This is a genomic window from Gordonia sp. DT219 (genome assembly GCF_049847065.1).
Taxonomy (GTDB): Bacteria; Actinomycetota; Actinomycetes; order Mycobacteriales; family Mycobacteriaceae; genus Gordonia.
This window is the reverse complement of the sequence record NZ_JBNCNR010000002.1, coordinates 25,017-44,244: the sequence shown is the minus strand read 5'-3', so window position 1 is coordinate 44,244 and position 19,228 is coordinate 25,017. Positions and strand designations below refer to the sequence as shown.

19 protein-coding genes and 1 pseudogene are annotated in these 19,228 nt (G+C 66.3%); 10 read left to right on the top strand and 10 right to left on the bottom strand.

All coding sequences use genetic code 11. From position 1 onward, the window contains the following. Window positions 1-12: 12 nt before the first annotated feature. Both ACPXB3_RS03580 and ACPXB3_RS03575 read left to right on the top strand, forming a co-directional pair. Complete coding sequence (locus ACPXB3_RS03580; RefSeq protein WP_425706036.1) at window positions 13-909, top strand: transporter substrate-binding domain-containing protein; 897 nt, start codon at window positions 13-15, stop codon at window positions 907-909. Continuing rightward, a complete protein-coding gene (locus tag ACPXB3_RS03575; RefSeq protein ID WP_425706037.1) occupies window positions 906-1,892 on the top strand; it encodes an alpha/beta hydrolase family protein in 987 nt (328 codons plus the stop codon). Before ACPXB3_RS03580 ends, ACPXB3_RS03575 begins: the two co-directional genes overlap by 4 nt. A gap of 42 nt (window positions 1,893-1,934) precedes the next feature. Here ACPXB3_RS03575 and ACPXB3_RS03570 read toward each other — a convergent pair whose 3' ends face one another. Both ACPXB3_RS03570 and ACPXB3_RS03565 read right to left on the bottom strand, forming a co-directional pair. After that, window positions 1,935-3,161: an acyltransferase gene (locus tag ACPXB3_RS03570; RefSeq protein ID WP_425706038.1), complete on the bottom strand. Its 1,227-nt coding sequence runs from the start codon at window positions 3,159-3,161 to the stop codon at window positions 1,935-1,937. A 301-nt stretch (window positions 3,162-3,462) separates the two neighbouring features. Beyond that, window positions 3,463-4,437: an alpha/beta hydrolase gene (locus ACPXB3_RS03565; protein ID WP_425706039.1), complete on the bottom strand. Its 975-nt coding sequence runs from the start codon at window positions 4,435-4,437 to the stop codon at window positions 3,463-3,465. A 99-nt stretch (window positions 4,438-4,536) separates the two neighbouring features. On the opposite strand from ACPXB3_RS03565, the gene ACPXB3_RS03560 reads away from it, so the two are divergent. The 3 genes and pseudogenes from ACPXB3_RS03560 (at window position 4,537) to ACPXB3_RS03550 (ending at window position 7,543) form a co-directional block, all read left to right on the top strand. Continuing rightward, the gene (locus ACPXB3_RS03560; RefSeq protein ID WP_425706040.1) at window positions 4,537-5,472 is read left to right on the top strand and encodes an oxidoreductase; all 936 of its coding nucleotides are present in this window, start codon (window positions 4,537-4,539) and stop codon (window positions 5,470-5,472) included. Window positions 5,473-5,542: 70 nt separating this feature from the next. Further along, window positions 5,543-6,052 (top strand): annotated as a pseudogene (locus ACPXB3_RS03555) (TerD family protein); the annotation flags it as partial. A 366-nt stretch (window positions 6,053-6,418) separates the two neighbouring features. Next, the gene (locus ACPXB3_RS03550; RefSeq protein ID WP_425726922.1) at window positions 6,419-7,543 is read left to right on the top strand and encodes a hypothetical protein; all 1,125 of its coding nucleotides are present in this window, start codon (window positions 6,419-6,421) and stop codon (window positions 7,541-7,543) included. 354 nt (window positions 7,544-7,897) lie between these two features. Here ACPXB3_RS03550 and trxA read toward each other — a convergent pair whose 3' ends face one another. Further along, complete coding sequence (gene trxA, locus ACPXB3_RS03545) at window positions 7,898-8,275, bottom strand: thioredoxin (RefSeq protein ID WP_425726463.1); 378 nt, start codon at window positions 8,273-8,275, stop codon at window positions 7,898-7,900. Window positions 8,276-8,431: 156 nt separating this feature from the next. Between trxA and ACPXB3_RS03540 the strand changes: the two genes are divergently transcribed. After that, entirely contained in the window at window positions 8,432-9,085 is a 654-nt protein-coding gene (locus ACPXB3_RS03540) for a TetR/AcrR family transcriptional regulator (protein ID WP_425706044.1), read from the top strand. Here the strand turns inward: ACPXB3_RS03540 and ACPXB3_RS03535 are convergent. From ACPXB3_RS03535 to ACPXB3_RS03520, 4 genes are all read right to left on the bottom strand, one after another. Next, window positions 9,054-9,728 (bottom strand): TetR/AcrR family transcriptional regulator, encoded by a 675-nt coding sequence (locus tag ACPXB3_RS03535; RefSeq protein WP_425726461.1) that lies wholly within the window; start codon window positions 9,726-9,728, stop codon window positions 9,054-9,056. The genes ACPXB3_RS03540 and ACPXB3_RS03535 overlap by 32 nt on opposite strands. A 13-nt stretch (window positions 9,729-9,741) precedes the next feature. Beyond that, window positions 9,742-10,980, bottom strand: a complete 1,239-nt coding sequence (locus ACPXB3_RS03530; protein WP_425706046.1) for an MFS transporter — start codon at window positions 10,978-10,980, stop codon at window positions 9,742-9,744. An 86-nt stretch (window positions 10,981-11,066) separates the two neighbouring features. After that, window positions 11,067-11,840 (bottom strand): ethanolamine ammonia-lyase subunit EutC, encoded by a 774-nt coding sequence (gene eutC / locus ACPXB3_RS03525; RefSeq protein ID WP_425706047.1) that lies wholly within the window; start codon window positions 11,838-11,840, stop codon window positions 11,067-11,069. Then, window positions 11,837-13,240: an ethanolamine ammonia-lyase subunit EutB gene (locus tag ACPXB3_RS03520; protein ID WP_425706048.1), complete on the bottom strand. Its 1,404-nt coding sequence runs from the start codon at window positions 13,238-13,240 to the stop codon at window positions 11,837-11,839. The genes eutC and ACPXB3_RS03520 overlap by 4 nt, the downstream gene beginning before the upstream one ends. A gap of 290 nt (window positions 13,241-13,530) precedes the next feature. Here ACPXB3_RS03520 and ACPXB3_RS03515 point away from each other — a divergent pair, with 290 nt between their 5' ends. Beyond that, window positions 13,531-15,051 (top strand): catalase, encoded by a 1,521-nt coding sequence (locus ACPXB3_RS03515; protein ID WP_425726459.1) that lies wholly within the window; start codon window positions 13,531-13,533, stop codon window positions 15,049-15,051. A gap of 25 nt (window positions 15,052-15,076) precedes the next feature. Here the strand turns inward: ACPXB3_RS03515 and ACPXB3_RS03510 are convergent, their stop codons facing one another. Both ACPXB3_RS03510 and ACPXB3_RS03505 read right to left on the bottom strand, forming a co-directional pair. Then, window positions 15,077-15,457: a hypothetical protein gene (locus tag ACPXB3_RS03510; RefSeq protein WP_425726457.1), complete on the bottom strand. Its 381-nt coding sequence runs from the start codon at window positions 15,455-15,457 to the stop codon at window positions 15,077-15,079. Next, on the bottom strand, window positions 15,454-15,762 hold the full coding sequence (locus ACPXB3_RS03505; protein WP_425726455.1) for a hypothetical protein: 309 nt from the start codon (window positions 15,760-15,762) through the stop codon (window positions 15,454-15,456). Before ACPXB3_RS03505 ends, ACPXB3_RS03510 begins: the two co-directional genes overlap by 4 nt. A 128-nt stretch (window positions 15,763-15,890) precedes the next feature. Here ACPXB3_RS03505 and ACPXB3_RS03500 point away from each other — a divergent pair, with 128 nt between their 5' ends. Next, window positions 15,891-17,012, top strand: a complete 1,122-nt coding sequence (locus tag ACPXB3_RS03500) for a hypothetical protein (RefSeq protein WP_425706052.1) — start codon at window positions 15,891-15,893, stop codon at window positions 17,010-17,012. A 122-nt stretch (window positions 17,013-17,134) separates the two neighbouring features. Continuing rightward, window positions 17,135-17,578, top strand: a complete 444-nt coding sequence (locus ACPXB3_RS03495) for an anti-sigma factor (protein WP_425706053.1) — start codon at window positions 17,135-17,137, stop codon at window positions 17,576-17,578. A gap of 116 nt (window positions 17,579-17,694) precedes the next feature. On the opposite strand, the gene ACPXB3_RS03490 is transcribed toward ACPXB3_RS03495, so the two are convergent. Next, window positions 17,695-18,153: an STAS domain-containing protein gene (locus ACPXB3_RS03490; protein ID WP_425726453.1), complete on the bottom strand. Its 459-nt coding sequence runs from the start codon at window positions 18,151-18,153 to the stop codon at window positions 17,695-17,697. 316 nt (window positions 18,154-18,469) lie between these two features. Here ACPXB3_RS03490 and ACPXB3_RS03485 point away from each other — a divergent pair, with 316 nt between their 5' ends. Next, entirely contained in the window at window positions 18,470-19,219 is a 750-nt protein-coding gene (locus ACPXB3_RS03485; protein WP_425706076.1) for an RNA polymerase sigma factor SigF, read from the top strand. The last annotated feature ends 9 nt before the right edge of the window (window positions 19,220-19,228 follow it).

Genomic DNA, 19,228 nt, shown 5'->3' with positions numbered 1-19,228 from the left:
GGTCGAATCGAGGTGCGACTGTTACGACGATGGCGTGCCGCTCTCGTGGTCGCCGCGATTCCGTTGCTGCTGGCGGGTTGTGCGACTGAGGATTCTACGACGCCGACGAGTTCGGCCTCCCCGACATCGGTTGACCGGGACGCGGCCCTGGCCGCGAAGGTTCCGGCCGATATCCGCGCCCGCGGAAAGCTGATCGTGGGCACCGCCATCCCGTATCGGCCGAGCGTGTTCCTCGGTGCCGACGGAAAGCCGACGGGCTTCGAGGTGGAGGTCGTCGATGCCGTCGGCAAGATCCTCGGTCTGACGCCGGGTTACGTCAACACCGACTTTGCATCGATCATCCCAGGGGTGGCCGCCGGAACCTACGACCTCGGAATGCGCTCGATCTTCGATACGAAAGACCGCGAGAAGCAAGTAGACATGGTGACGTACTTCAGCGGGGGAACCCAGTGGGTCCGCCGCGCCGACGACGGCGTGGATCCCAACGACGCATGCGGCAAAAAGGTCGGCGTCGAGAATGGAACCGTCCAGGCCACCACGGAGATCCCCGCGAAATCCCAGTCCTGCACGGTGACCGGCGACCCACCGATCACCGCGACGGGATTCGGCACGCTGGACGACGCGCTGGCGGCACTCAAAGACCGTCGCGTACAGGCGGTCTCGTCCGACTCGCTCGCCGTCTCCTATGCGGTCGCCCAGTCGGCGAACGCCCTGGCGACAGCTGGTGCACCGTTCGACACCGAACCGTATGCGTTGGCGATCCGCAAGGGCTCAGAACTGGCCAAGCCGCTTCAGGCAGCGCTGCAGAAGCTCATCGACACCGGGACGATGCGGGCCATCGCCCACAAGTGGGGACTCGATTCCGGGCTGGTCACCGCTTCGCAGATCAACGGAGCGACGTCATCGTGATCGAATTGCCCACGCGCCGTTGTTCCGCGGTGCTGTTGCCGCTGATCGTGGTCAGCGCATTGCTGGCCGCCGGATGTTCGTCATCGCCGCAGCAGGAGGGTCGGCCGTCGCAGACGGTCACGCCCGTCGGCGCCGGTCCGGCCGCGGGCGATCTGGCCAAGGTGATCGCCTCGTCGAATGTGGATGCGCGCCGGTATCTCTATCCGACGACGACCGGCACCCGTGACGATACCCAGAACTGGGCCGACGTCTTCCTGCCCCGCGGCAACCATCCCGATGGCAGTGTGCCGCTGGTGGTTCTGATCCACGGTGGCTCGTGGCTGTCGACGGTCGGTGCCGATAGCTTCGTCACGTTCTCGCGTCGGTTGGCCGAACGCGGGCTGGCTGTCTATAACGTCGAGTACCGGCGGGTCGGCTCCGGTGGCGGCTGGCCCACGACATTTCAGGACGTGGCCGCGGCCCTGGACTTCGTCCCGGCGATCCAGAAGGCGATTCCGCAGATCGACACCCGCAACGCTGTCGTCGTCGGTCACTCGGCTGGTGGGCAACTGGCCATGTGGGCCGGTACCCGACACAAGCTCGGTACCGGAGAAGTCGGCGCCGACCCGAAGTTCCGTCCCACCAGCGTGGTTTCGCTGGCCGGCCCACTCGATATGCGCAAGGCGGTCGCACTCGGCGACGACCGCGTGGTCCGTGCGCTCGGTGGGCAGCCGTCCCAGGTCCCCGATCGATACGCATCGGTCGACCCGATCCAGAACATCGATCCGGCCACGCCCACCATCGCGATGGCCGGCGCCGAGGACCGGGTGGTTCCGCCGATCCTGTCCGAGACGTATGTGGCCGCCGACCACGCGGCCGGCGGCCGTGCGGTGTTCGTCTTACTGCCCAAGACCGACCACGGGTTGATCGTCGACCCCACCTCGTCGGCCTTTCCGGTGGTGCTCGAAACGATCAGCCGTGCTGCCCACCACGCGGCGGGCTGATCGGCAGCAGCGATGACCTTCGAGTCGGCGACGCGGTGACGCTCAGCCGCGGTCGGTCCGCCGGCCGAAGGTGAGCGGCAGCCGTGGACGTCCGGTGAGATAGGCCGAGCCGGGCAGGCGCCGCAGGATCTCGACGAGGAGCAACGAGCCGGCCAGCGTCAGCAGGTAGACGACGAGGGTGCTCCACGGTTCGCCGACGCGAACCAGTATCGCCGGCCGGTCGTTGAGCTGCGGGTACAGGATGAAGAACAGCACCAGCACGTGACAGAGGAACACACTGAACGACCGGTTCGACGCGAATGACACCGCCCGCGCGAATCGCGGGGTGAAGTCGCGCCAGTGTTCGCCCCAGTGTGCGGCGGCCGCGTAGAGGCAGGTCATGGCGACGATGAGGAAGGGCACCAGCGTCGGATAGAACGCAGAGTTGTTGTCGTGGACCGGTTTTCCGTCATACCAGACGCCATACAGGTAGGTGCCCAGGGCAAGGCCACCGGTCGCGAGCAGCGCCCCGAACAGCCACCATCCTTTGCCGGCGAGCCAACGAGCGACCTCTTCGCGGTGCACGGCCGCGACCGCGCCGTAGAGGATGAAGAACTGATACGGCACGAACGTCGCGTAGTTGTGCCACCAGTAGGGGGCGAATGCCGCGGGCGGCTCCCAGTAGGTGATGGTCACGGTGATCGCGACCTGCACGGCGAGACTGCCCCCAAGAAGCCACCAATGCTTGCCGACAGTCGCTCGCACGAGCCACAGCACCAGTGGGAACAACAGATAGACCTGCAGCATCACGAACAAGAAGTACATCTGGAATCCCGACAGACCCCACATCACGAGTTTGCCGAACTCGCCCATATGTGTCGGCACATCGGCGAGGCGTCCATGGACCCACATGTCCTCGACGAGCCAGTAGATGAACGACCAGATCAGGTACGGGAAGATGACGAGCTTGATGCGCCGGCGCCAGAAGGCGAAGGTCGAGAAGTCCGCCTTGTCGAAGTTCTGATACATCAGAACGAATCCGGTGAGAGCGAAGAAGGTGTTACGGGTGAAGTGCAACGCCAGCGAGGTGGTGTTGACCGGCAGGCTGGTGAACTCGTCGGTGGTCTGGGTCAGGCAGTGGACGAAGATGACCAGTGAGAACGTCGTCGCGCGGATGAGATCAACGTGGTGGAGGTATGCCCGCCGGGGACGCTGACCACGAGCGGGAGCCGGTGTCTGCGTCGTGTGCTGCACGCCGGATGTGGTCGCGCGCGTGAGTGCTGTCGTCATACCTCAACTCTCGAACGGCTGCTCAGGACGGTTCCTCGACGGCCTTCTGATGGTCCGCGGGCGCCCCGGCGATGGTTGGGGCGCGGCTCCGCGCCCGAAATGGCCGTGATCTATCCGTGATCAAGCGTCACACTATCAGCGCAACCTTGTGACTCGCTGAGACGTATCTGGATAGCTGTCCCTTGGTGGGTGGGCACGCCCGAAACGCTCGAATCGGACAATTGACCCACGTCTGGTCGTCGTCACACTGCGCTATCGCACTGCGTCGCATTCCGCCGTGGCGTGATCCGACCACTTATGATCACTGATCGGCATTGTGCCCCCGGAGCCCGCGCACCGCCTTGACGATCTCGTCGACCAGTCGGGGAAAGGTCGTCGAGGTCGGCGAGACGATCGATGAATGTGTCTGTCCGGCAAAGACCATCAGGCGTGCATGACCGCCGGCGGCGTTGTCGGCGGCCACATAGTCCTGTGTGAGGATCGCCGGGACCGTGGTGTCGCGACTGCCGATCACCGCGATCACCGGCACCTGCGGGTCGAGATTCTGGAACGGGTCGACCGCCGCATACCGTCGGGGCACCTGCCCCGGGCTCCCGCCGAGCACCTGCACCACGTTGCGATCACCGAGCGCGGCGGCGCGCCGCATGTCGAGGGGGCCCGAAATCGAGAAGGCGAGTGCCGGCCGGTACCGCACAGGCACGCCGATGGCGTCGGCAGTGCGGTGATCGCGGGTGGCGCTCCACACGGCCAGCTGTGCCCCGGCCGAGTGGCCGACCACCACGGACCGTTGGGCGTCGATGACCGGATAGCGGTTCGCGACGGCGGGGATGTCGTTGATCGCGGCGGCCACGTCGGAGAAGGTCGTAGACCAGCCGCCGCCGCTGCCCACTCGTCGGTATTCGACGTTGAGAACTGCCACCCCGCGGTCGGCAACGGTGGCCGCGAACACCGCGAAGCTGGCCGCGCTGATGCGGTTGCGCCACGCCCCGCCGTGGATGAGCACGACGAGCGGAAGACGACCCGGGCGGTGGGTGGGCAGATACAGATCCATCCAGTTCTGGGTGGGATCGGCCTTACCTGCGGGCACCGGGTAATCGATACGCGCAACCTCGACGCCCTGGGGTGGGGCGGGAACGGCGGCCGGAGCGCTCGCACGCTGCCCGCCCGCGCATGCCGTCAGTCCGATCACCATGCTCGCGACGACGAGCGCGTACGCAGCCCGCGACCACGAACGCGCGACTCGGGATCGCGGGCCGCAGGCTCGCTCGATGTGCACCTGATCATTGTGGCGTGAAACCCGGTCACGGCGCCCATCGGAGGGCGAGAAGTCCGTCATGTGGTACCCACAAGGTCATCACAATTCAGGAGGACATCGATGCGAGGTAGGGGCTGGGGTCTGGCGGACGCGCCCACGCAGCGCGGACGGTTGGCCGTGGTGACCGGCGCCAACACGGGCATCGGGCTCGAAACAGCGCGCCAATTGGCCCGACTCGGCGCACGCGTGGTGTTGGCGTGCCGTAACCCTGACCTGGCGGCCGCGGCCCGCGAGGACATCGCTGCGAGTGTGCCCGGCGCCGACCTCGACATTGCGCGCCTGGACCTGAGCGACCTCTCGTCGGTGCAAGACTGCGCCGACAGGTTGTGTGCCGACCATCCGGTCATCGACCTCGTCGTCAACAACGCCGGCGTGATGCGCCAGCGTCGCGAATTGACCCGCGACGGCTTCGAGATGGACTTCGCCACCAACTTCCTAGGTCACTTCGCGCTCAACGGTCTGCTGCTCGGTGCGGTATCGGCCGCTGCCGGTGGCCGATTCGTCACCGTCGGATCGACGGTGTACCGCGCCGGCATCATCGATTTCGAGGACCTGACCATGGAGCGCGGATTCACCCCCGCGCGCGCCTACGCCCGCGCCAAGCTTGCTCAACTGGTGTACGCGGTGCAATTACAACGTCGGCTGGCACGGCGCGCCGGCCCGGCTCCGATGTCGGTGGCGGCTCATCCCGGTGCGACGCAATCCGGCGTCATGCGGGATCAGCAGGCAGTCTTGCGCTGGCTGTTCACCACACCATCGCTGCGATGGATTCGGCGCACCTTCATCATGGAGGCTGCCGGCGGAGCGCTGATCACCGTACGCGCCGCGACCGATCCGGCCGTGCTGGGAGGCCAGTACTACGGCCCGCGGGGCCCGATGGGCTTGAGTGGTCCGCCCGTCCAGTCGTCGCTGGCCGAGAAGGCCACTGATCCCGTTCTCGGACAACAGCTGTGGGAGACCGCAGAAAAGCTCACGGGCGTGCATTTCGACCTGTGACGCCGGCCTGAAGACTTCAGGTGGAATCGAACCACGGGCGACGCAGGACGCGGACGGCTACATTGACGCAATGCCGACACATGCTCTCGCGAAGGGCGCGAATGTGCGCGTCGCCGAGATCTTCGGTGACCCCGCCCCACAACTGGATATACGTATCAGCGCGACGCCTGGCGAAAGCCTCCGAGCCGTCGATGCGAGCGTGCTCGTCCTGGGTTCCGGTGGAAACGTTCAATCTGCGGATGACCTCGTTTTCTACAACCAGCCGAACGCACTGGATGGTGCAGTGCGTCTGGTGGGTGACGACGGTACTGGGGACAACGAGGATGGGAGCGACGATCTCGGCGGCAGGCTGCAGATCGACGTGGCGCGGCTCCCGGACCCGATCGACCGCCTGATCGTCGCCGCGAGTGCGGATTCCGAGTCGGGTGAGGATTTCGGACTGGTGAAATCGCTGGAAATGACTGTGAGTCTTGGCAGCGGCGAGTCCGATGAATCTGCGTACCTCCGCAGCGAACTGGACGGGTTCACCGATGAACGCGCGCTGATCGTGGCCGAACTGTACCGGCACGAGAGCGGCTGGAAGTTTCGGGCGGTGGGGCAGGGATACGCGGGCGGGTTGGCGGCCCTTGTCACCGACTTTGGCGTAGAAGTCGACGACCCGGGTGATTCGTTGCAGCCGGAAGCAGTCGATTCGCGGGAGGCGTCGGTCGTCGACGAGTCGGGAGGGACCGGTGAGGATACGAGCGTCACCGACGAGAATCGGGTGAGTATTCGTCGGCGGAAGCGAGTGGCGCGCATCGCCGCAGACTGGCGTACCCGGCATTCGCCATACCTCGTCTCGCCGGAGAATGCGGATGGCTGGACGCGTGCTCGACTGTTCCCCGCAGTGCGGTCGTCGACGACCACCGAGCAGGAAATGCGTGCGGCGTCGGTCGCACTCGCGGTCATGGCGATCGTGCCGGAACTGGGCAAGCAGATCGTCGGGCTGGTCGGTGGGCCACGCGGAAAAATCGAGTGTTACACCGAGGTCCGGTTCACCCACGCAGACCAAGACCTCAGACCGGATGGCTTGATACGGGTCACTCGAGGTGACAAGCAATGGACGGCTTTGGTCGAGGTCAAGACGGGCAAGGGTGTTCTGAAGGCCGAGCAGATCGATGCCTACCTGAAGCTCGCCCGGGTCAAGAGCTTCGACGCCGTGGTCACCGTCAGTTGCGACATCATGCCTGCGCCCGACGAACTTCCCGTGGCTGTCGATGCGCGTCACACTCGATCTGTTGCGTTGCAACATATTTCATGGGAGGAAATACTTGCTGCGGCCGCACTGGTCAGCGCACACGGCGGAGTCGATGACCGAACACGAGCAGGCGTTCTGGCCGAGTTCCTGCGATATGGGTGCGACTCGAGATCTGGCATGTGCAGCTTCGACGACATGGGGAAGCACTGGGTCAAGGTCAGAAGCGGCGTCAAGGACAGCACGTTGTCGCCGGGTGAGGTCGCCACGGCAGAGATCTGCCGCCGGTTCGATCAACTCGGCATGCACCTTGCTCTTCAACTCAGTGCCCTGACCGGGCAGCAAGTCACCGCCCGGGGCGCCAGCGCGCACGTCGACGCGGTAAGTCGTGCGAAGCAGCTCGCGGATTCGGGTGAGTTGTTCGGGACATTGCGGATTCCGGGCACTGTCTCGCTCGTCGTCTATCACGCGAACCTGGCCCGCGAGCGAATCAGCTGTTCGATGACGATGCCGGCTCCACGATCGGGTCGGCCGGTCACCAAGGTCAACTGGTTGATCCGGCAGCTCGACGAGGCCCCACCGGCCCTGCGCGTTACGGGGCATCAATTGGGTAGCCGCACGGAGTCGGCTTCGGCGCTACTCGGCGGACTTCGAGACGACGTGGCGGCGATCCTTCCCCCAGCAGGCAAGGACATCCGTGAATTCACCATGACGATGGAAGTGGCGATGGGATCGAAGCGATCCACGGACAAAGGGTTTGTCCATGCGATGACCAACCTCGTCAACGACTTCTATGAGGCGGTCGTGGCCTCGGTGAAACCGGCCCCGCGAACATGAGCGGCCCGCAGTCGTCGCCGATGGCAACCGCCGCCGACCGGGTTACGGCCGGTATCGGCCGGCCCTACCCACCGACGGCTCGGCGACTCCGAGGGCTGACCGCCGGTAGATGGATCGGTCGTCGGACTCTGAAGAAAATCTGGGAGTCAGCATGTATGGTCGGCTTGCATCAGTGAAAAGGGAGGATCACCATGATCGACAATTTCTTGTGGAACGCAATTCAGTCGAACGAAACACTGCTCACCACACTGCAATTCATTTTCAGTGGCGTAAAGTAGTTCGCTCTGCGGAAATGCCCCGACACGCCTGGTGATCGGGGCATTTCGCTGTGGTGCCGACCTCGGCAGATCGACGTCAGGACTGGACCGTGCCGTCGTCTGCCTCGGCGATCTCGGCGCGGACCGCTGCCATGTCGAGACCCTCGACGGCCTCGATCAGCTGCTCCACCTGTGCGGCGGGCAGGGCACCGGCCTGATTGAAGACGAGGACGCCATCACGGAAGGCCATCAGCGTCGGGATCGAGCGGATGCCGAGGCTGCCGGCGAGTTGATCCTGCGCCTCGGTATCGATCTTGCCGAAGGTGATGTCGGGGTGGTTGTCGGCCGCCGCCTCGAAGACAGGTGCGAACTGACGGCACGGTCCGCACCAGCCGGCCCAGAAGTCGAGCAGAACGATGCCCTCCTGCTCCACGGTCGCAGGGAAGTTCTCGAGAGTGATCTCCTGTGTACTCATGTGCGTTCCAATGAACGCCCTGCAGGGCATATTCCCCACACCGGTTCCGCATGGCGGCTTGCGCCCAGCTCGCGTCGAACTGCTGACCATCGGGGCCACCGGCCCCAGCGGCGTACGAAAATATATTCGGCCTGGTGCCGACGGTAAGGTGAGTCGGTGCAATTCGCCCCAGACGACCCGACGTCGGACGAGTCTGAGGCCGATGACCTCTCGTCAGTGCCGCTCAAGCGCACGCCCACCCAGTCGCGGTCGCGGGACAAGGTCAGCCGCGCGCTCGCCGCTGCCGACCGGATCGCCGTCAGTGAAGGCGTCGACGCACTCACTCTGACCCGGGTGGCCGAGGAGGCCGGTCTGTCGGTCGGTGCCCTGCACCAGTATCTGCCCGACCGTGACGCCATCGCGGTGGCGTTGGTGGCCCGCTACCACGAGCGCATCGAGAGCCTGATGGACGATGTGATCGACCAGATCGAGGTCGAGCGGATCGCCGACCCGGTCGCCGCGGTGATCGACCACATCGCGAGCATCTACGCCGACGAGCGCATCGTGCGCATCGTGGGGTCGATCGCACGGCTGCCCGGCGACCCCGGCCGGGCGCACAAGGCGCGGATGGCCGTCAAGGTCTGCGAGCTGATGCATGCCTGCGGCCTGACGGGCTGCGATATCACCGTCGCCCGCACCGTCTTCGCCGCGGCCGACGCGGTGATGCGCGAGGCTTTCGACGGCACTGGTGACGACGGATCACCTGAGCCCGACGGTGCCCTGCTGGCCGAGCTCGAGATCATGATCCGGGCGTATCTGGATCAGTACTGATCTCCGGCGGTTGACGAGCGTCCCAGGTGGTGTCGCCGACGACCTCCAGCGCCGACAAGCCGATGAGCAGTGCCCGTAGGCCGAGCAGTAGGCTTTCCACCTCGGCGCCATCGGGATTGGCGATGCGATGCAAGGAGAATCCGTCGATCATCGCGAGCATCGCGTCGGCCGCCAGTGGATTGGCGACACCACCGGCGCGCAGCGCGCGCCTCGCCACCTTGCGCGTGGCCTCGATGATCGCGACGACGCGGCCGCGCAGATCTGGTTTCCGGGACGCATACAGATAGATCTCGAATTGTGCGACGGTGTGTGGATCGTGTTCCTGACGGATGAAGTCCGCGAAGTTGGCGATCAGTCGTCCGGCCGAGGTCGCCTCGTCGGCGACCGCACCCTCGAGTTCGCCGAGACGAGCGACCTCGCGGTCCATCGCCTCGGTCACCGCCTCGCCCATCAGCTCGTCGATCGATTCGAAGAAGTAGCTCGTCGACGACGGCGGCAACCCGGCCGCCGCGGCCACCGCCCGATGCGTGACCGCCGCCGTCCCCTGTGCGGCCATGATCTCGATGGTCGCGTCGAGTAGCTTTTGGCGTCGTTGCCGGCTGCGTCCGCGGACGCCGCGTTCGCCGGGCTGGCTGGTGCTCATCGAATTGCCAACTCTAAGAGGGGCTCTGCGCCGGTTGCCGGCGTGTGGTGTCGATCCGTCGCGCCAAGGGGATCACCGCGATGAGGCCCGCCGCAGGGATGAGGAAAGCTACGCCGATCCCCGAGCCCGACGCGATGGCGCCGATGATCACCGCACCCAGGATCACGCCGGCGTAGTTGAACAGGTTCACGCGCGCGATGACCTCGTCGCGGCGCGCGGGCAGGATGCGTCCGGCGGCGGCAAAGGTCACCGGGATGAGGATGCCACCGCCGACGCCCGCGATGGCCAGCCCCACGATCGCGCCGGGGAAGGCCGGGACGGCCGCGATCACCACGCACCCGACGACACCGATGCCCACCGCACTCAGCGCGAGCCGTACGACGCCGACCCGCATCTCGAGGCGGTCGGTCACCAGCCGCGACAGCAACGTGGTCACCTGATACATCGCATAGCCGAGCGGGGCGAGGTTCGCCAGGTTGTCGAAGGCGTTGGTGAGGTAGACGGTGCTCCACGTCGAGACCGCCGAATCGAGCATGTAGATCGCCATCAACGTGCTACCGACCAGCCAGATTGCCCTACGCGGCAACGGAGTCCGCGCTCGCGGGGAGTCGTCAGCGGCGTCGGTCGGCCGGGAGGCGGTCTGCTCGTGTGCCAGTTCCCGAGACGGATCGAGTCCGACGATGCCGAAGACCGCCACGCCGACCTGGACCACCGCAGCGGTCAACAGCGCCCCGACGGCGCCGCCCGCGGTGGACAGAAAGGCGCTCATGGCCACCGCGCCCAGCGCGGCGGCGGCGGTATAGGCGGCGTAGAACCTGCCCAGATGTGGTGTTGCGGTACGCGCCTCGAGCATCGTGCCCTGCATGTTCGCCGCGGCATCCATGGTGCCCAGCCCGATTCCGTACACCACCACCGCTGCGATGAACACACCGAAGGCCGGGGCGAACGCCATCGTCGCGACGGCCACCGCCTGCACGGCCAGGGCGGTGCACACCGCGACCCGGCTGCCCCGGCGAACCGCGACCAGGTCGGCGGCGACAGATCCGATGCCGGCCATGACGCAGGTACCGAGCAGGATCACCGAGATCCCCATATCGTCGATACCCCAGGTGTCCTGGAACGACGGCAAGGCGGTCATGACCGCGGCATAGCCGAGTCCCTGTGCCGCGTACCCGCAGGCCACCGCGGCCTTGCGGATCGGTAGCGCGGGCAGCCCGTCGACCATGCCCGGCCCCATCGGAGTGATCTGCATGCGTGTCCCCTGTCGATGTGCGATTCATTATCACCGGTGCCGTCACATCGCGATCATCGAGGCAGTGTTCCGGGGGTACCGCCCGGTCAGGGCAGCTCGAACTGTCCGGCGGGCGGGGTGAGCGCTGCCGAGGTGTCCTTGAGGGTCACGCCCGAGGCGCCCAGCCGGCGCGCGCCGGTGGCGAGGGCGGCGACGATCCGCGCCGCATCACCATAGCCGAGACCGTCGGGCGGATGGATGTTGGAGATGCAATTGCGTTGCGAGTCAACACGTCCCGGCTTCGGTGCGTAGGTCAGATAGATGCCGAGGCTGTCGGCGACCGACAATCCCGGTCGCTCGCCGATGATGACGATCACCATCTCGACACCGAGCGCCGCGCCGATGTGATCGCCGAGTGCCACCCGGGCCCCGGTCGCGATCACCGGGGCGGCGATCGAGAAGTGTGGTGCGAGAGCCGATGTGAGTGAATCCACCAGCGCGACGGCGTGCGCATCGACGGCGGCCGCCGACAACCCGTCGGCGACGACGATCCCGATGTCGGCACCCGTCGGCTGCACCGACGACAGATCCGCAGGTAGCCGGCCGAGGTCGGGGCGCCGCAGGTATTCGGCGCGCGAACCCGCCTGGCTGCGCACCACCACGGGACCACCGAAACCCAACTCCTGCAGACCTTTGCCGACCGCACCGGTGTCCATGGGGCTGTGTACCGCGTCGCGCGCCGCAGCATGATCGGCGGCAAAGTGTAGGACGTCGTTGGTGGAAACACCGAAGCCGCTGCGATGCAGACCGATTCGGGCCTGAGTCGTCCGACGCAGCGGCTCCCACGGGTCGGCGACCGGCAACGGATCGTCGGCGGTCATGAGGCCAGCCCGCGCAGTGGGGACATGTGTGGATCGAGGGGGATCACCCGGCCGCCCTCGTCGGCCATCCCGATGCTCTGCATCCAGGCCTCGAATTCGGGTGCGGCACGCAGCCCCAGCACCTCGCGCAGGTAGAGCGCGTCGTGGAAGGACAGGCTCTGATAGCCGAGCATGACGTCGTCGGCGCCGGGGACCGTGATCACGAAGGAGACCCCGGCCAGCCCGAGCAGACTCAGCAAGGTGTCCATGTCGTTCTGGTCGGCCTCGGCATGATTGGTGTAGCAGACGTCCACACCCATCGGCAGTCCGAGCAGCTTTCCGCAGAAGTGATCCTCGAGGCCGGCGCGGATGATCTGCTTGCCGTCGAACAGATACTCCGGGCCGATGAATCCGACGACGGTGTTCACCAGCAACGGGTCCAGGGCCCGGGCGACGGCGTAGGCGCGAGCCTCCAACGTCTGCTGATCGACCGGCCGCCCGCCGGTGCCCAGGTGCGCGCCCGCCGACAACGCCGACCCCTGGCCGGTCTCCAGGTACATCACGTTCTCGCCGACCGTGCCGCGGCCCAGTGATTTTCCCGCCTCGTTGGCCTCGGTCAGCATGGCGAGGTCGACACCGAAACCGCGATTGGCCGCCTCGGTGCCCGCGACCGACTGGAAGACCAGGTCGACGGGGGCTCCTTGCTCGATGAGGCCGATGGTGGTGGTGACGTGGGCGAGGACGCACGACTGCATCGGGATGGCGAACCGGGTGCGGACGTCGTCGAGCAACCGCAGCAGGGTCGCGGTCGCGTGTGGGGAGTCGGTGGCCGGATTGATGCCGACCACCGCGTCGCCACAGCCGAGCAGCAGTCCGTCGAGCAGAGCTGCTGCGATGCCGCGCGGATCGTCGGTCGGATGGTTGGGCTGCAGCCGGGTGGACAGTCGCCCGGGCAAGCCGATGGTGGTGCGGAATGCCGAGGTCACCTCGATGCGCCTGGCCACCGCGATCAGGTCCTGGTTGCGCATCAGCTTGCTCACGGCCGCAACCATTTCCGGGGTGAGGCCGCGCGTCACCGACCGCAGTCGTCGGCCGCCGGACTCGTCGCCGGCCTGCTCGAGGAGCCAGTCGCGCAGTCCGCCGACGGTCAGATGCGACACCGGCGCGAAGGCGTCCGCGTCGTGTGTGTCGATGATCAGCCGCGTGACCTCGTCGGACTCGTAGGGCACCACCAGCTGCTCGAGGAACACCGTCAACGGCAGATCGGCGAGCACCCACGACGCGGCCGCACGTTCGGCGTCGGATTCGGCGGCGCATCCGGCGAGTTCGTCACCCGAGCGCGCCGGGGTGGCCTTGGCCAGCACCTCGGTGAGATCGGCGAACCGATGGGTGTGCCCGCGCAGGGTCTGACGGTAGGTCACGGGAATTCCTCTTCGCGTCGGCGATGGTGTCGAACGCTTCGACGGCAGTGGCGAAGACGGGCCGGTGCGGGCCCTGCAGATCAACGTAGTCCATCGACCCGGCGAACACGATCGGACAACCCGCCCGCACACCGTGGCCGGTGCGGCTACCCTCGGAATCGAGGTGCTCGAGTAATGGGGCACCCCGCGCCCGTTCTTCGGGAAGCGGTCCGGCGCCGCGCCCCGGTGCCGGAGGCAACTGACAATCGGGTCCGGCCGGTTCTGTCCGGGCCACCGCCGTGGGAGGCGATATGTCCGAGAACAACGATTTCTACACGACCAGCGATTCGGGCGCTCCGGCAGGCAGTGACGAACATTCCCTGACCGTCGGCGCCGGTGGGCCCATCGTCCTGCATGATCACTACCTCATCGAACAGATGGCGCAGTTCAATCGGGAACGTATTCCCGAGCGGCAGCCGCACGCCAAGGGCAGTGGTGCGTTCGGCACCTTCGAGACCACCGCCGACGTCACCGACCACACCTGCGCGGGATTGTTCCAGCCGGGCGTGAAGACGGAGATGGTGGCGAGATTCTCCACCGTCGCCGGGGAACGGGGCAGCCCCGACACCTGGCGCGACCCGCGCGGATTCGCGCTCAAGTTCTACACCGACGAGGGCAACTACGACATGGTCGGCAACAACACGCCGGTCTTCTTCGTCAAGGATCCGCTCAAGTTCCAGCACTTCATCCGGTCACAGAAACGCCGCGCCGACAACAATCTTCGCGATCATGACATGCAGTGGGACTTCTGGACGTTGTCGCCGGAAACGGCGCATCAGGTGACCTGGCTGATGGGCGATCGCGGCATCCCGAAGACGTGGCGCCACATGAACGGTTACAGCTCACACACGTACATGTGGGTCAACGCGCAGGGTGTGAAGTCGTGGGTGAAATACCACTTCATCTCCGATCAGGGAGTCGAGTACTTCACCCAGGACGAGGGCGATCAGATGGCGTCGGCAGATACCGACTTCCACACCCGCGATCTGTTCGAATCCATTGCGGCGGGCAATTATCCGAGCTGGACGCTCAAGGTGCAGATCATGCCCTACGACGACGCGACGTCCTACCGGTTCAACCCGTTCGATCTCACCAAGGTGTGGCCGCACAGCGACTACCCGCTGCACGAGGTGGGCCGGATGACGTTGCACACCAACCCCACCGACAACCACACCCAGATCGAGCAGGCCGCCTTCGAGCCGAACAACGTCGTCCCCGGCATCGGTTTCAGCCCCGACCGCATGCTGCTCGGCCGGGTGTTCTCCTACTCGGACGCGCATCGGTACCGGTTGGGTGCGAACTACCGGCAGATTCCGGTCAACGCACCGCGCAACGAGGTGCACTCGTACTCCAAAGACGGTGTGATGCGCATCAATCCGGTGACCGACCCGGTCTACGCGCCGAACTCCAAGGGCGGGCCGGCGGCGACGTTCTCGGGTCAGCCGGAACCGCAATGGGCCGCCGACGGCGAGATCGTCCGCAGTGCCTACATGGATCATCCCGCCGACGACGACTGGGGGCAGCCGGGCACGCTGGTGCGCGAAGTGCTCGACGACGCCGCTCGGGAACGACTGGTGGACAACGTCGTCGGCCATCTGCTCAACGGTGTGTCCGAGCCGGTGTTGGCACGGGCCTTCGAGTACTGGCACCGGATCGATCCCGACGTCGGTGCGCGGATCAAGAAGGGCGTCACGGAGAAGGCCGACGAGCCGGACCCGAAGAAGCAGGCGCAGCACAATCCGGCCCGCTCGTCGATGCAGCGAAAGGCGTAGCGGCCCAAGAAGTTGTCGTCAGACTCTATCGCCGCCGGCCTCGCCCGCGGCGATAGAGCTGCCGGTAGTTCTCCTCGTCCTCGGCGGTCACCTCGGGCTGCAGCGGATCCTCTTGGGGCCGCTCATGTGCGGGCGCCGACGTCGCGAGAACCCGGCCGGTGGCGACCATCGCGAGGCCGACGATCCCGACGATCACGGTGGCCAGCCAGAGCCATCCGCCCGCGGCATGATGCCCGGCGGTGGCGCCGATGGCCAGCACCAGCAACACGATGGCGATAGCCACCACGACGAAGCCGAGGAGCCCGGTGCTCTTGATGGCACGTGCCCGCGATGCCGACCGATGGCCGGGATGCCCTTCGGTCCCGCCGCCACGTGTGCTGCGGTCGGATCGGTGATCGGCACTCATTCGACGACTCCTTCCCGGCTGTCGTCGAAGACCTTCCATTGTCCGGAGCCGCCGTCGGTATGGCCGGCCTGGTCGACGAGTCCGTCGTGACCGGCCGCGCGTGCGCAATGGGCGCAGCAGAAGATGTTGCAGCCGGACTCCACGCCGTGCCCGATGATCCGGCATCGGCAGTGGCCGCATCGCGGTGCCAGTGCGGCGATCGCGCATTCGAAACTGTCGAACACGCCTCCGGAGTTCTTCTCACCGCCGATGGTGATCGTCATGGATCGCGGATAGTCGTTGCCGCACATGTCGCAGATGGCCATCATGGTCTCCTTCTCCGACGGTCCTACTGATGCGTTGGGGGGTTACCCGACCCCCGGGAAGGTCAAACTCGCTGCCATCAGCACACGCGGGTGGTTGGCCCGCCCGCCTCCTGGGTATCCGCAGTCACATGCCACCCCCCGAAGTCGTCGCGGCCGACGGATTGCGCATCATCGCCGAACACGGCTTGCCCGCAGCGATTCTCGAGAGGTCAGAGGATCGGATCCGCGAAGTCCTGGAATCGAATTCGCTGCGCTATCGCGGTCTGACCATCGCGACCGAGTCGTCATTGGAGATGGAACCGAAGCTGAGCCTCGACGCGATCCGCTCCCACGAGCCCATCGGTCCGGACGCGGTGGTGTTCGTGACGGAGATCCCCCGCTTCGGCGACGCGCAGCAGCCGGACGGGCTCCGGCCCGACAAACTGCACCCCGACCGGCTGCGGCCCGACAAGAACCGCTCCGACAAGCCCTGTGTGGTGGTGATCGAGGTGGATCCGACGCGGCAGTCCGCAGTCATCTCCACCCCGGCGCTGGGGCCGTTTCCGCACCGGCGGCTGATCTCGGGGATCGGCACCGCGGCGCGCCGGATTCGCGGGGAGCGGGATGCGGCGACGAGCGCGGGGAGGCAGTGGGTACAGGATTGCCGGGACGGCACCGACCGGCTGATCGACGAGCGCCCACTGGGCCGGCTGCGCCTGGCGTTGGGGATGGTTCGCGACAACCGGCCGTGGCGTCTGATCCCCACACTGACGGGGATGATGGCGGCGGCGGCCGCAGCTGCATCGTTCGGCGTCTTCTACGCGTCGATCTGGTCGATGGCCAACTCCTTGAGTGTGTGGCGTCTGCTCGCGATCTCGCTGCTGTCGCTGCTGCTCGCGACGGTGTGGCTGGTGGTCAACAACCGCTTGTGGGAGAACCCGCGCAATTCCTCGCGGCGCCGCGCCCGTCTCTACAACACGGCAACGGTCGTCACCGTCGCGTTCAGCGCCGCCGTGCTCTACCTGGCGTTGTTCACCGCAACCCTGCTCGCCGCGGCGGTCGTGATCGACTCCGGGTACCTGGCGCGCACGCTGGGCGGTCCGGTCGGCCCCGCCAACTACGTCTGCCTGGCCTGGCTGGCGACCTCCCTGGGGATGTTCGCCGGAGCGATCGGATCGAGTGCCGACAGCCGCGATGATGTGCTGCGGGCCACCTACGGATACCGGGAGCGGATGCGCCGGCGTACTCGAGAAGACCGTCGTGAGCAGTGAGGAGGTCGTCTCTGGGCCGATCGTGCGCGACACGGAAGCGAATGACAATCGACTCAAATGGTTTTGCTTGTGCGTTGAGCGGGTAAAAAGGAAACGAAGTCAACGCTCGTGAGGAGAGGTTAGTGGGATACAGAGGGACCACAGACGCGCAGGTGGTGATCGGCGACCTGCTGCACGCGTCGGGTGCGCCCGTCGAGCTTGCGGTCGTCGCGGAATCCGACCGGCTCTCGATCGTCCGGTCAGTGATCGAACGGGCACTCTTCCTCGATGACTGGACGGTCGACGATGTAGCCGACGTGAAGATCGCCGTGGACGAGATCAGTTCCCAGATCATTTCGGCGACCGTGTCCGACGGACGACTGCAGGTCTCCCTCCGGATCGGCCCGACCGGTGCGCTCGCCCGGGTCAGCGGCACGGTGGTGCGCGGATTCGATATCGACACCGACGGGTTCGGCTGGCGCGTGGTGACCACGGTGACCGATGCCCAGGCCATCGACTACACCGACCATCCCGACCGGCGCGACATCGTCGTCACGATCGGAAAGTGCAGCAGCGCAAGACAATAGATGACGCGAGACAATAGATGACGAAACGAGTAACGGCCGTGGCCTTCAAGGCCACGGCCGCTATTCGTATGAAGCAGAAGACCTGCGTCAGTATGGCAGGACGTCAGTGCGACACGTCAGTGCGACACGGCGGAGGTGATCACCGCCCACCCTGCCGACTCCACCGAGCCGTGAATGTCGATCGGGATGTCCACCGGGCAGGCGCGGACCGGCCGGTCGATCGCCCGGCTGCACACGACGGCAACCGGGACCGACAGCCGCGCAGCCTCATCGCAGAAATTTACGAGTATCCCCAGCCCGGATGCGCTGACGAACTCGACCTGAGACATGTCGAGGACGACGGCCTCGGGCGCACGCCCGAGAACACGGTCGAGTGCCGCCGCGAAGTCCGCTGTGGTCTGCATGTCGATCGCACCGGAGAGCTGCTGGACACAAAAAGATCGGCCGACGCCCATCGACGATTCGGTTGAATACCGCTGCGCCAGAGGATTTCTCGCCTCCGGCAATGGATGGTACGAGATTTGCGTATCGAGCTGGTTCATTGGACGGACTCCGTCTCGGTCGATGACAATCAAGAACGTCAAGACCCCGGTGTGCGCAGTCTTGGCCGTATGCAGCTACTTGACTGAACCGCTGATGTTTACCGTACGGCGACTGCGCCCGACCTTCAAGGTGGTTTCGGATCTTCCGTGACTGGGTACCGTGGGAGGTACGCCCATCGTCGCCGGTCAGCCGCCCGCGCGAGGGCATCGAGTCGATCGGAGGAAATGTTTGTCGTCGGTCCGGGAGCAACGCCAGGAACTCGCTCGCACGCCGTCCGGGGCGGACGGCGCGCAGAGTGCTGGGAAGGCACCACGGGAACGCGACGACGAGTACGCGGACGTGGTCGGTCTGCTCGCGGATCTGCGAGCCGAGGACGACGCGACGCGGCACGCGGCCAGGCGCGATCAGATCATCGAGCGCTGTCTGCCCCTCGCCGACCACATCGCCCGCCGCTTCTCCGACCGTGGCGAGGCCTTCGACGATCTGGTGCAGGTGGCACGAATCGGGCTGGTGAACGCGATCGACCGATTCGACGTCGAGCGCGGGGCAAGTTTCCTGTCGTTCGCGGTGCCCACCGTGATGGGGGAGGTCCGGCGCCACTTCCGGGACGGCACCTGGAGCATGCGCGTGCCGCGGCGCACCAAGGAGGTGTCGCTGCGGATCGGGCGGGCCGGCGACGAGCTGGTGCAACGGCTCGGGCGATCGCCGCGCCCCAGTGAGCTCGCGGAATATCTGGATCTACCGGTCGACGAGGTCATCGACGGCCTGATGGCCCGTTCGGCGTACAACGCGAGTTCTATCGATGCCGAGGTCGACGACGAGCGACGCTCGATCGGCGAGACACTCGGTGACGAGGACGAGCACCTGGCCCAGGTCGACGACTACGTGACACTCGCCCCGGCGATGGCCCGGCTCCCGGAACGCGAACGAACCATCTTGTCGCTGCGCTTCTTTCACGCCATGTCGCAGAGCGAGATCGCCGCACAGGTGGGGATTTCGCAGATGCACGTCTCGCGGCTGCTTGCCCGCACGCTGCGGGCGTTGCGGGAGGAGCTCGCCGAGCCCGACACCGACGCCCCCGACGCCTCGGCCGGATGACGGCCGGCG